Here is a 12,596-nt window from a genome sequence, read left to right on the forward strand (position 1 = left end):
TTGCGCTGTGCCGGGTAGCCGTCGCCCGCCGTCAGCCGCGGCGTGAGGTACTGGCCCGGCAGGTGCCCGGCCCAGCCGGGCACGGCGAAGCGGGTCGGCGGGGCGAAGGCGGGTGCGGCGAGGCCGGGGGTCCTACCGGTCGCCGAGACCCCCGGGAGCCGTGCCCGTCCGGTCCTCGCGGACGCCGTGGCCGCGGAGTCACGCAACGACACTGCTCCGCGTCGAGCGGCTCCTCAGGCGGTGGGGCAGGAGCGTCGGAGGCCGTTCGCCCGTTCGCCCGTGTGGCCGGGGGGCCCGGAGGGGCGGCAGGGGCACGTGTGTCCCGGCGAACCCCCGTCTTCTTGATGGCCGGTCGGGGCGACCGTACTCTGCGGTCTGTTCACTTCTGATCCACCGGCGATGGGGAGTTGACGCCTTGTCCGGAACGCCTTCCGCACCGCCGACCGACGAGGACGTCCTCCGGGCCGTCGAGCGGCACCTGTCCGAGCGCAGCGGCGGCCCCGTCCGGTTCGGCGCCCCCACCGCCGTGCGGATCTCCTGGCACTCGCTGCTGGACTGCCGGATCGTACGGACCACGGAGACGCGCACCGAGAGCGCGCGGACCCACAAGGGCCGGATCGACCTGTCGAAGCGCGCGGTCTACACCGAGCTGACCACCCACAAGGTCGACCCGCCGCCGGAGGCCGGCCGGTCGCGGCGGATCGAGCTCGTCCAGCGGGACTCCATACGCGAGCGGGCCTGCGAGTGCGGCAACGGGACATGGCACTGCAAGCGGTGCGAGGGCCGCGGCGACATCCCCTGCGAGACCACCGTCGTCTGCGCCGGCTGCCGCGGCCTGGACCCCTGCACCGCGTGCGAGGGCACCGGCCGCGCCCGTGACCGCGCGTCCGCGCGCCGCGGCGCGGCGGACGGTACGCCCGCGGTCCCGGCCGCGGCCTCGCCCGAGCGGGTACGGTGCGCGAAGTGCCGCAGCCCGCGCGCCGCCTGCCCCAAGTGCGCGGGCCGGGCCCGTACGGAGTGCCCCAAGTGCGAAGGCCGCGGGTCCGTCCCGTGCCCGCAGTGCAAGGGCTCCGGCACCGTCCCGCACGACGCCTGCGGCGGCACCGGCGTGCTCACCACATGGACCGGCGCCGTCATCGAGGAGCGCGACCGCGCCGACGCGGTGACGCTGCCCCGCAAGCGGCCGCCCCAACGGGCGCGGCGCCGCGCCCGGTCCGCCGGCGACTGGCGCGAGACGGTCCTGACCTCCTCCCGCGCCGGTCTGCCGGCCGACCTGGAGCACGAGCACCACGAGGCGATCGCCCCCCGGCTGGGCCGCACCCCCGGCGAGGTCGCCCGCCGCGTCACCATCCGCCACCTGCCCCTTGCCCGGCTCGTCGCCGACCAGGATCCGGACCGGGTCTTCTACGTCTTCCCCGGCCGTTCCGGCCTGGAGGTCGTCCCGCTCCCCTCCCGGCGGCGGGTGGTGCAGGCGGCCGCCGTGGCGGTGGCCGCGCTGGTGGTGGTCGTGCTCGTGCTGGCACTGGTCCTGTAGCGCCCGGTCGCGGGGCAGGGGGGTTGCCCGGCCGGTGCGCCCGGCGCAGGCTGGGGGCATGGGTGCTCAGGACGGCCCGACGCTCATCACGTCCGTCCAGCGAGCTTTCCGCCTGATGGAGGCCATAGGGGCACACGAGGGCGGCGCCCCGGCGAAGCAGCTGGCACGCGAGGTGGGCCTGCCCCTGCCCACGGCCTACCACCTGCTGCGGACCCTGTGCCACGACGGCTACGCACGGAAACTGGACGACGGCGGCTTCGTCCTCGGCGACCACCTGCACTCGCTGTCGACCGGCGGCCGGGCCCAGTGCCTGCTGACCCGGGTCCGGCCGACGCTGGCCGTCCTGCGGGACGAGGTGTCGGCGGCGGCCTACCTGACGTTCTACGAGGACGGCGAGATCCGTGTGGCCGAGATCGTCGACGGGCCCCGGGCCCCGCGCGTCGACCTGTGGGTGGGGTCCGAGGAGGCCGGGCACGCCACCGCGCTCGGCAAGTGCGTGCTGCGCGAACTCGACGGCGAGGGCCGCCAGGACTACCTGTCCCGGCACCCCCTCGCCGACCTCACGCCGAAAACCGTCACCGACCGCCCGGAACTGCTCCGGCAGCTCGACGCGCCACCGCTGGCCCCCGCGGTGACGGACCTGGAGGAGTACGTGCTCGGCACCGTCTGCCTGGCCGTGCCCGTCCGCTGCGGCGACGTCCTCGGGTCGCTGGGCGTCTCCCTGCCGGCCGGCCGGCTTCCGCAGGCCGAACAGGTCCGGTCCCGGCTGCTCGCGGCGGCGGGCCGGGTCACCCGGAGCCTGTCGCTCACTATCTGAAAACGCGGCCCTTGCCGCCGCCCGGTCTGCCCTGTTCCCTGGAGTCCATTGGATAAAGCGGACATCCAGACGTCGCGTCCCGCGCGTGCGTCGTGAACGGGAGAAGTGCGGAAGCGGACATGACCAGCGCCCCGAACCGAGACCTCGAGCACCACCGCCCGTTCGCCGCCGGCTCCCGCCTCGCCGCGGCCCTTCCCGTACTCCTGCTGTGCACCGTCGCGCTCGCCGCGGTCGCGATCGGCGCCGGGCCCGGATGGCTGCCGCTGCTGGCGGTCGTGCCGGCGCTGGCCGCCGTCACCTGCCGGCCCTGCGGCGTGCTGGCGGTCGGCCTGCTCGCCGTGACACTGGGCTCCCTCGCCGGGTGCCGGGGCGACGGGCCGGGACGGGAACAGACCATCGTGCTGTGTACCCTGGTCGCCGTCACCCTCGCCGGCGCCCTGGCCAGCCGGCTGCGGGTGCGCCGCGAACGCGTCCTGGCCGCGGTGCGCTCGGTCGCCGAGGCCGCCCAGCACGCGCTGCTCCAGCCGGTCCCGGCCACCGTCGGCCGGTTCCAGGTGGCCGTCCGCTACAGCGCCGCCGCGGCCGAGGCCCGGATCGGCGGCGACCTGTACGCCCTGGTCCACAGCCCGTACGGGGTCCGGGTGATCGTCGGGGACGTGCGCGGCAAGGGCCTGCCCGCGGTCGGTACCGCCGCCCTCGTGCTGGGCGTCTTCCGCGAGGCCGCCTACGACGAGCCCGACCTCCTCGACGTCGTCGCCCGCATCGAGCGCAGCCTCGCCCGCAACCTCGGCCCGGACGACTTCGTCACCGCCGTCGTCACCGGCCATCCCGGCGCCGACCGCCTGGAGGTCGTCAACTGCGGCCACGCGCCGCCGCTGCTGATGCGCGGTGGCGACAGCGGCGGCGTCCGGACCGTACAGCCCGTCGAACCGCCGCACCCCGCGCCGCCGTTGGGGCTGCGGGCGCTGACCGGCCAGGCGCCGGCCCTGCAGGTGGTGCCCTTCGCCGACGGCGACCAACTGCTGCTCTACACCGACGGCGTCATCGAAGCCCGCAACCGCGACCGCGAGTTCTACCCGCTCGCCGACCGGGTCCCGCTGCACCTGACCGACGAGCCGTCCCGCACGCTGAGCACGCTCGGCGACGAACTGCTCAGCCATGTCGGCGGCCGGCTCCACGACGATGCCGCGCTCCTCCTGATGCGCAAGCCGGCGGCGGTCTGAGTCCGGCCCCGGGGGCGGCCGTCAGCCCTTGTGCCACTTCTGGTTGGACTGGCCGTTGCAGGTCCACAGCTGGAGCCGGGTGCCGGCGCCGGTTCCCTCGTCCACCACGTCCACGCATTTGTCGGCCTGAGGGTTCACCAGGTCGCCCGCGGCACTGAGCCGGAACTGCTGGGCGCCGCTGTCGTGGCAGTTCGCGAGTTGAATGACAGCGCCATTTTCATGGGATCCCCATGCCACATCCATGCAGAGGCCGAGTGCGCGCAGAGTGCCGTCGGAGGCGAATTCCCACTTTTGGTTGGCCCTGCCGTTGCAGTTCCAGATCTGCAGCGGGGTGCCGTCCTTGCCCTTGCCGTCGTTTGCGTCGGTGACGTCGATGCAGCGCTGGGAGGCGTTGCCGACCAGGGCCGTGCCGGGCACCGTGCCCGTGCCGCCGCCGGACCCGCCGCCCGACGAGCCGCCGGGGGTCGCGGAGGCGGTCGTCTTGGTACCGCCGCTGTGCACGGTGCCGGAGGGCTGCTCCTTGGTGCCGGTGCCGGACTGCGCCCCCGATGTCCCGGTGCCCGTGCCGGTGCCGCCACCGGTGCCCGCGGCCGGCAGGCCGACGCCACCGGAGCCGGAACCGCCGGAACCGCCCCCGACCGTGCCCGCGGCCGCGGACCGGGGCAGCTGGCCCGCGGGCTGCCGGCCCGCCCGCGCCGAGGGCACGGGGCTACCGGGCGCGGTCGCCGCCGCGTCCGGGGTGGCTCCCGCGACCGTCCTGACGGAGGTCGCCGGGGACTCGGAGAACAGGTCTATTCGTGCCAGCAGGGGCACGATCAGGACGCCCGCCACGGCCAGCGCCACCACCCCGACGGTGGTGGCCCACACACGGGCGCCGGGCAGCAGCCCGCGACGCGGCAGGGTGGGGCGCCGGGCGAAGGACTCGGTGAACCGTGCCGCCTGGTCGTCGCCCGGGTCCGTGGCGGACCCGGAGGACTTGGGAGAGAGAACGGACGGCACGTCGCCTCCTTGAAGCCGAGAAGAATTCATCGGAAATGCCCCTTAGGGGCTTGCGGGGGAAATCCGCCGCCCCGGCCCGATCCGCTGAGGCGTTCGAGGGGGCAGGGACACGGTAGCGAATTCTGGCGGCTGTACCATCACCGGAGTGAACGGTCGGCCGTTTTCCGGCCGCCCTCGCCCCGAGTGCGGTGTACGCCCGATGACGGGCGCTGATTTGATCTGCGCCACAAACACCGCCGCAAACACTTCCGACTCCTGGGGAGATTGTGAGCCTCGCCGACCATGACCGTGCGGACGACCTGGCCGACGCCGTCGGGCTCCTCGTCGCCGAACGGGACAGTCTCCGTCGCTATGTCGCGGGACTGATAGGACGCGACCCCCACACCGTGGAGGACGTGGTCCAGGAGACCCTGCTCCGGGCCTGGCAGCACGCGCCGCTCCTGGAGTGGCGCGACCGTCCGATCCGCATGTGGCTGTTCCGGGTCGCCCGCAACCTCGTCGCCGACCGGGTCCGCAGGAACCGGACCGTGCCGGTCGGCGTCACCCCCGACGACTTCGCCGCGGCGACCACCGCCTGCGTCCCGGACCACGCGGACGAGGTCGGGGACCGCCGCCTGCTGGTCGACGCCCTGCACACGCTGGCCCCGGCGCACCGCGAGGCGGTCACCCGGGTGCACCTGCTCGGTGAGGCCGGCGAGGACGTCGCCCGGAGCCTCGGGGTGCCGCGCGGCACCGTGAAGTCCCGCACCCACCACGGCATACGGGCGCTCCGCGACGAGCTGGGCGCGCGCGGCTACGGCCGCCCGGCGCAGGGCGCCGCTCGCGGAAAGGCCGCGGCGTGATGGGCGACGGTGGGCTGACCACCTGGTTCGGGCTGGCCGGCGCCGCCATCCTCGTGGTGGCGGTGACGCACTGGCTCGTCAGGCGCGGGGGCGGATGGAAGGCGCTGCTGCGCCGTACACGGCACGAAGCACGGCTGACGGTCCGGGCGTTCACGGGGCCGGTGCGGACCGAGATCCGCTACCGGAGCGGGCTGCGGCTGCTGGTGCGGCTGCTGCGGGACCGGGACCTGTGGGCCGACGCCGAGCGCGCCGTGGCCATGGCCGGTGACGTGGACCCGACGGCCCGCCCGTACGGGGTGCTCGCCGGCCCGGACCTGCTCGGGGTGCTGGTGGCCGCGGGAACGGCGAACGGCTCCCCGGCCCCCGTCCCGCCGGAGCCGTGGGCCGCGGACCCCGCCGACCCGCTGCTGTGGTGGATCTCCCGCGGCGACGTCGGCGGCGCCGGCGGGGCCGCCGCGCCGCTCCTGGTCTGCGCGGGCACCGACGGGCGCCACGCCGTCCTCCTCGACCTGGCCACCGGCCCCACCGCGGTCTCCGTGCACGGCGCGCCCCGGACCGCCCGCGCGGTCCTCCAGGCGCTCGCGGCCCAGCTGGAGGTGCGCCTCCCGGCGGGCACGGTGGCGGTCTCCGACGGCGTCCACCCGCGCCACCCGGGCCGCCCCGCGGACGAGATCGTGGACCAGCCGGGCGTCGGCTTCGTGGTCACCGCGCAGGCGCCGTCCCGGCCGGTGCCGGACGACGTCCGGCTGTTGACCCTCGGCCCGGCCCGCGGCCGGGTGCGGCTGCTGGCCGCCTCCCCGGACGGGATGCTCACCGTCCACGGCGCCCCCGCCGTCGGGCGGATCGACGCCCTGCCGCTCGCGCGCGCCGTGGTGAAGGCGCTGAACGCGCTGCCGCCCCACCCGGCGTCCGGCGGCCCCGGCCCCGACGACGAGCCGCCGGTCCAGGTCGCGCCCGTGGAGCACCCCGACGTCCTGCCCGCAGGCGTCGCCGCGGCACCCCACGACGACCTGGCCGAGCCCGACTTCACGCTCGGTGTCACCTCCGAGACGCCCCCGGCCCGGGCCGCCGTCCGGACCCCGTCCACCGCCGTCGCCGACGACGGCCTGGACGACCTCGCCGAGCCCACGACGTCCGGCATCGCCGGCGTCTCCGCCGCGCCCCCGACGCCCTGACGCACCGACGGGACATCGTGAACCTCACCATCACCACCGTGGACAGCGCGGACGGACTCCGCCGCGACCACCAGCTGCGGCTGCCCGCCGACGCCACCGTCGGCGAGCTCGCCGCCGCCCTGGAGCACGAGGAGCAGCCGGCCGCCGGCCACGGACCGGAGTGGGCGGCCGCCGCCGCCCCCGCCGCCCGGCCCCTGTACGCCGGCGGCACCCGCCTCGACCCCGCCGCGCCGGTGGCCGGCACCGGGGTCCGGGAGGGCAGCCTGCTGGGACTGGGCGCCCCCGCCGGGACCGCCGACCTGGTGCGCCTGGCCGGCGACGACGAACTGGAACTGGCCGAGCTGCACGTCGTGTCCGGCCCCGGCGCCGGGCGGACCTGGCGGCTCGGTCCCGGCAGCCACGAGATCGGCTCCGACCCGCTCTGCGCGATCCGGCTCGACGCCGCGGCCGAGGGCGTCCCCGTCCGCGGCCTGTGGGTGACGGTCGCCGCGGACGGCACCGCCTCCTGGCACCGCACCGGGGAACTGCCCGGCGAGACGGTGCGGGCCCGGGTGGCCGCACCGCCGCCGGACGACGCGGTGACGGCGCTGCGCCGGATCCGCCCGCCGCGCGCGGCCACCGAGCGCACCGGCGCCCCCGGGCAGCCCGTGCCGTGGCCGGCCGGTGAGGACCTGACCGTCGGGGCGGTGCTGCTGCGCCTGAGCGGTCCCGTCGAGCCGGACGCCGCGGTGACGCCGTCCGCGGACGGCTACGGGATCGACTACAACCGCCCGCCGCGGATCGCCCCGCACCTGGACGCCGAGCGGGTCCGGCTGCCGTCGCCGCCGACGCCGCCGAACAAGCGCCCGTTCCCGGCCGTGATGATGCTGTCGCCGGTGATCCTCGGCTTCTTCATGATCAGCGTCTTCAAGTCGTACTACTACCTGGTCTTCATCATGCTCGGCCCGGCGATGCTGGTGACGAACTGGGTGACCGGCCGCCGCACCTCCCGCAAGGACTACGAGGAGGCGGAGCGGCAGTACTCCCGCCGCCGCGCCACGCTGGAGGAGGGCGTCCGGGAGGCCGTCGCCCGGGAGCGCCGGGTGCGCAACGTCACCGGCCCCGACCCGGCCGCGGTCGCCCTGATCGCCACCGGTCCCGGCGGCCGGCTGTGGGAGCGGCGCCGGCACGACCCGGACCACCTGGTGCTCCGGCTGGGCACCGCCGACCAGCCCTCGCTCCGTGAGCTGGAGGACCCCTCCCGCGACGAGAACCACCGCTCGATCCGCTGGAACATCCCGGACACGCCCATCGGCGTCGACATCCCCGCGCACGGCGTGGTCGGCCTCGCCGGCCCGGCGGCGGACGTGCAGCCGCTCGCCCGCTGGCTGGTGGTCCAGGCGGCCGTCCTGCACAGCCCGCGGGACCTGCGGATCGTCGTCCTCACCGAGCCCGAGCGGGCCGCCGACTGGGCCTGGGTGCGGTGGCTGGCGCACCTGCGGCCCGCGGCCACCGCGGGACCCGTCGTGCTGATCGGCAACGACCCGGAGTCCACCAACGCCCGTGTCGGCGAGCTGGTCTCGCAGATCCAGGCGCGCAAGCGGGCGGCCGGCACCGACCGCAACGCCGGACCCGGCGGCCCCGACGTGCTGGTGATCGCCGACGGCGCCCGGCGCCTGCGCGACGTGCCCGGCATGGTGCAGGTGCTCACCGAGGGCCCGGGCGTCCGCGTCTTCAGCGTCTGCCTGGACGACCAGGAGCGGCTGCTGCCCGAGGAGAGCACCGGCGTGGTGCTCGCCGCCGGCGGCCGCCTGACCGTCAAGCGGCCCGGCACCCCCGACGTCCCGTCGGTCCGCGCCGACCAGGTCGCGCCGCAGTGGTGCGAGCAACTGGCCCGCGCGCTGGCCCCGGTGCGCGACGTCAGCCCCGAGCACGACGCCGGGCTCCCCCAGCGGGTGGCGCTGCTGGACCTGCTGGACCAGGAGCCGCCGAACGCGGAAGCCCTCCTGGAGGGCTGGCGGAACCGGCCCGCGTCCACGTCCTTCGTGATCGGCACCGGCTTCGACGGGCCGCTCTCCCTGGACCTGGTGCAGGACGGCCCGCACGGACTGGTCGCCGGCACCACCGGCTCCGGCAAGTCCGAGCTGCTCCAGACCTTCGTCGCCTCGCTCGCCGCCGCCAACCGGCCCGACGAGCTGACCTTCGTCCTGATCGACTACAAGGGCGGCAGCGCCTTCAAGGAGTGCGCGCAACTGCCGCACACCCTGGGCATGGTCACCGACCTCGACGCCCACCTGGTGGAGCGGGCCCTGGAGTCGCTCGGCGCCGAACTGCGCCGCCGCGAACACGTGCTCGCGGCCGCCGACGCCAAGGACCACCCCGAGTACCAGGCGAAGCGGGCCGCCGACCCGAGTCTGAAGCCGCTGCCCCGGCTGCTGCTGGTGATCGACGAGTTCGCCACCCTGGTCCGCGAGGTCCCCGACTTCGTCCCCGGTCTGATCAGCATCGCCCAGCGCGGCCGTTCGCTCGGCATCCACCTGATCCTGGCCACCCAGCGCCCGGCGGGTGTGGTGACCGGCGACATCCGGGCCAACACGAACCTGCGGATCGCGCTGCGGGTCACCGACCAGAACGAGAGCCAGGACATCATCGACACCCGGGACGCCGTCGACATCTCGTCGGCCACCCCGGGACGGGCCCTGATCCGCCGCGGTCCGAAGCAGTCCGAGCCGTTCCAGACCGCCTGGGTCGGCGCCGAACGCCCCCGGCCCAAGGACGCGGGCGCGGTGGAGGACGAGGCCGGCAAGCGCAGGCCGGTCCGCGCCGCGGAGCTGTCCTGGGACGGACTGGGCCGGTCCGCCACGCTGCCCGCCGAGACGGTCACCGTGGCCGCCGGCGCCCCGCAGGCCCCGGCGCCGACCGACCTGCAGATGCTGGTCGCCGAGATCAGGGCCGCCGCGGACGGGCTGGAGGGCTTCACGCCCGAGGCCAGCCCGTGGCTGCCGCCGCTGTCGGACGAGACGCTGCTGGCGGACCTGGAGGCCATGGGCACCACCCGCGAGGGCCGGCTGCTCATCCCGTACGCGCTCGAGGACGTTCCGGCGCTGCAGCAGCGCCGGGTCGCCGTCGCCGACCTCGCCACGTTCGGCCACCTGTACGTCATCGGCTCCCCGCGCTCCGGCCGCACCCAGGTGCTGCGCACCCTGGCCGGTTCCGCGGCGCGCGCGGTGAGCAGCGCGGACGTGCACCTGTACGGCATCGACGCGGGCGGCGGCGGCCTCGCCGCCCTCAGCTCGCTGCCGCACTGCGGCGCCGTGGTCTCCCGGCACGACATGGAGCGCCTCGGCCGCCTGCTGCGCCGCCTCAACCAGGAGCTGACGAACCGTCAGGACCTGGCCCAGCAGCACAACGCGACCGGCATCGCCGAACTGCGCCGCCTGCTGCCGGAGTCCGAGCGCCCCGCCCACATCCTGCTGCTCATCGACGGCTGGGACTCCCTGTCGGCCATCCTGGACGACCACGACCACGGAGCCCTGGTCCAGGAGGTCGTCCGGCTGGTGCGCGAGGGCGCCGCGGCCGGCATCCACGTCGTCGCCAGCTCGGAACGCTCCCTGCTGGGCGGCCGGATGGCGGCGCACAACGACCACAAGCTGCTGCTGCGCCAGGGCGACCGCAGCGACTACCAGGCCGTCGGCCTGATGCCGGGCAAGATCCCCTCCAACATCCCGCCCGGCCGCGGCTGGCACGTCCTGACCGGTACCGAGACCCAGGTGGCGCTGCTCGCCCGGGGCGGCGGCACCGAGCAGGCCGAGGCGCTGCGCACCATCGGCGACGAAGCCCGCAAGCGGGACGCCCGCGTGCCGCAGGCGCGCCGGCCGTTCCAGATCGCCTCGCTGCCCCGCTCCGTGGAGTTCTCCGACACCTACGACAAGGTGCCCGCCGAGTTCCGGCGCCCGCTGTGGGGCCTGCTCGGCGTCGGCGGCGACGCGGGCGAGCCGGTCGGCGCCGACCTCGCCGGCTCCTCGTCGGTCTTCGGCGTGCTCGGGCCCGCCGGGTCCGGGCGCAGCAACACCCTCGCGTCACTGGCGGTGTCGCTGCTGGCCGGCGGCACCTCCCTGGTCGTCCTCACGCCCCGCGAGTCGCCGCTGCGCGCCCTCGCCCGGCACGGCACGGTCCGGGTGCTCACCGACGCCGACCCGTCGGCGGAGGACGTGCGGGCGGCGCTGGACGCGCTCCCCGGGCCGCGGGCGGTCGTGGTCGACGACGCCGACCTGCTGATGAATCCGGCCGCCGACAAGGTCCTCAAGGAGATCGCCCTCTCCGGCCGCGACCAGGGCCTCGGCCTGGTCTACGCCGCCTCGGCGGACGGTCTGCAGGGCGGCATGAGCGGCTGGACGGTCAGCGCCCGCCGGGCCCGCCGCGGCCTGCTGCTCGCCCCCAAGACGATGGCCGAGGGGGACCTGATCGGTGTGCGCCTGACCGGCAGCGTCGTCCGCGGGGTCACCCACCCCGGCCGCGGCTGGACCGCCGGACCCGGCAGCACGGTGATGGCGGTTCAGGTGCCGCTGACCACGCTCCGGGCGGACTGAGAGCGGACGGCCCGCACGCCACGGCGGTACGACGAGTACGGCGAGGGGGCCGGACCGGAAGCACGCTTCCGGTCCGGCCCCCTCGCCGTGTCCCGAAGGTCAGTTGTTGCCCTGCAGGCTGCTGCTGATGCCCTGGTCGAACTGGATCGCGTTCTCCTTGATGCCCTTGAACATCTCGGAGAAGTCGTTGATGCCCTTCACCGCGGCGAGCAGGCTCGTGTCGAAGTTGTTGTAGGTGGTCCGGATGACCTCACTGGACTGCTGGAAGACCATGCCGTCGTCGACGAGCGCGTTGACCTGGTTGCGCAGGTTGCTCAGGGTGGGGAGCAGGTTCTCGTGCGCGTTGTGGAGGAGGTTGACGACCTCCTCGATCTTGGCGTAGTCGAGGTTGATGCCGTTGTAAGCCATGGTGTCCTGTCTTTCTGGGATCGAGAGGGGAACGCGGCAGGGGCTGCCGTCAGGCGATGCTCGGCCTGGAACCGCCGCCGCCACCGGTCGGGCGCGGGGGCGGTTGGTGACCGCCGCCACCGTCGCCGTCGTCCGGGTCGTTGCCGCCGACCTGCACCCAGTCCGGCTGATTGCCGTCGGCGCCCTTCGGGCCGCGGGTGTACTCGGTCTTGTCACCGTCGCTGTTGGTGACGACCATGCTGCCGCTGCCGTCCGTGTTGAGGTTGGTCTCCGAGTGGACGGTGGACCCGTCGGGGTACGAGGTGTCCGTCGTGTAACTACGGCCGTCGTTGCTGTAGTTGGTGGTGGAGGTGTACGTCTTGCCGTCGTACGTGACGGTGGACACCTCCTTGACCACGTTGCCCTTGTCGTCCACCGTCAGCTGGGTGTGGACGTCGCCGCGCGCGGTCTTGATGTGCTGGTCCAGCGGGGGCTGGCCCGGGTCCGTGGCCGAGCAGAAGTCCGGCATCGAGCCGTCCGGACCGGGCACGCACTGGTCCATGTGCTTCTGCTTGTAGTCCCACAGGTCCTTGTCGCGGTAATAGTTCTGCAGGGCCAGGTTGCTGCCCGTGATGCCCATGCCCTGGGCCAGTTCCGAGTCGAAGGACAAGAACGCCTCGCCGACCGACCCGAAGGCGCTCGCCAGCTCCTTGATGCCCTTGTCGGCCCGGGTCATCGTCGAATGGGCGTTGTCGTAGAAGCTGCTCAGCGCCGAGGCCAGCCCGGCGTCGCCGAGCACCGCGGTGCCGTCGCCGTTGCCGAGCTGCGCGAACAGGCCGGTGTCGAAGAGCGGGCCGATGCCGCTCGCCAGGTTGTCCAGGTCGGTCTTGGCGTCGTTGAGGACGTCGTAGTCGATCTTGAGTTTGTCGGGCATGAGGGCCTCCCGGCTACCCCGTCGAGACTCCGGTCAGCAGGACCACGCACGGGTGGCCCCCGTGGTTCATCACCGGGCGCTTGTGTAACGCAGGTCACGTGAACCGCGCCCCGGGTT

9 protein-coding genes are annotated in these 12,596 nt (G+C 74.8%); 6 read left to right on the forward strand and 3 right to left on the reverse strand.

Annotated features, from left to right (window positions below):
• Positions 1–415: 415 nt before the first annotated feature.
• The 3 genes from PV364_RS31270 to PV364_RS31280 all read left to right on the forward strand — a co-directional run bounded on the left by PV364_RS31270 (position 416) and on the right by PV364_RS31280 (position 3,574).
• Positions 416–1,534 carry a hypothetical protein gene (locus PV364_RS31270; RefSeq protein ID WP_319663844.1) on the forward strand — a complete coding sequence of 373 codons (1,119 nt, stop codon included), beginning with the start codon at positions 416–418 and terminating at the stop codon, positions 1,532–1,534.
• 58 nt (positions 1,535–1,592) lie between these two features.
• The gene (locus PV364_RS31275; protein ID WP_319663845.1) at positions 1,593–2,351 is read left to right on the forward strand and encodes an IclR family transcriptional regulator; all 759 of its coding nucleotides are present in this window, start codon (positions 1,593–1,595) and stop codon (positions 2,349–2,351) included.
• A gap of 119 nt (positions 2,352–2,470) precedes the next feature.
• Positions 2,471–3,574, forward strand: coding sequence for a PP2C family protein-serine/threonine phosphatase (locus PV364_RS31280; RefSeq protein ID WP_319663846.1), 1,104 nt, complete (start codon positions 2,471–2,473; stop codon positions 3,572–3,574).
• Positions 3,575–3,595: 21 nt separating this feature from the next.
• Here the strand turns inward: PV364_RS31280 and PV364_RS31285 are convergent, their stop codons facing one another.
• Positions 3,596–4,573, reverse strand: coding sequence for an RICIN domain-containing protein (locus PV364_RS31285; protein ID WP_319663847.1), 978 nt, complete (start codon positions 4,571–4,573; stop codon positions 3,596–3,598).
• Between the two features lie 266 nt (positions 4,574–4,839).
• On the opposite strand from PV364_RS31285, the gene PV364_RS31290 reads away from it, so the two are divergent.
• Genes PV364_RS31290 through PV364_RS31300 form a run of 3 tightly spaced genes read left to right on the forward strand, consistent with a single transcriptional unit; the run spans position 4,840 to position 11,158 of the window.
• On the forward strand, positions 4,840–5,415 hold the full coding sequence (locus PV364_RS31290; protein WP_319663848.1) for a sigma-70 family RNA polymerase sigma factor: 576 nt from the start codon (positions 4,840–4,842) through the stop codon (positions 5,413–5,415).
• Positions 5,415–6,590, forward strand: a complete 1,176-nt coding sequence (locus tag PV364_RS31295) for a hypothetical protein (protein WP_319663850.1) — start codon at positions 5,415–5,417, stop codon at positions 6,588–6,590. The genes PV364_RS31290 and PV364_RS31295 overlap by 1 nt, the downstream gene beginning before the upstream one ends.
• 17 nt (positions 6,591–6,607) lie before the next feature.
• Positions 6,608–11,158 carry an FtsK/SpoIIIE domain-containing protein gene (locus PV364_RS31300; RefSeq protein WP_319663851.1) on the forward strand — a complete coding sequence of 1,517 codons (4,551 nt, stop codon included), beginning with the start codon at positions 6,608–6,610 and terminating at the stop codon, positions 11,156–11,158.
• 99 nt (positions 11,159–11,257) lie between these two features.
• Here PV364_RS31300 and PV364_RS31305 read toward each other — a convergent pair whose 3' ends face one another.
• Together PV364_RS31305 and PV364_RS31310 are read right to left on the reverse strand one after the other, a co-directional pair.
• A complete protein-coding gene (locus PV364_RS31305; protein ID WP_319663852.1) occupies positions 11,258–11,566 on the reverse strand; it encodes a hypothetical protein in 309 nt (102 codons plus the stop codon).
• 49 nt (positions 11,567–11,615) lie between these two features.
• Positions 11,616–12,479: a hypothetical protein gene (locus PV364_RS31310; protein ID WP_319663854.1), complete on the reverse strand. Its 864-nt coding sequence runs from the start codon at positions 12,477–12,479 to the stop codon at positions 11,616–11,618.
• Positions 12,480–12,596 lie beyond the last annotated feature (117 nt).

It is taken from the genome of Streptomyces sp. MI02-7b (assembly GCF_033793585.1).
Taxonomy (GTDB): domain Bacteria; phylum Actinomycetota; class Actinomycetes; order Streptomycetales; family Streptomycetaceae; genus Actinacidiphila.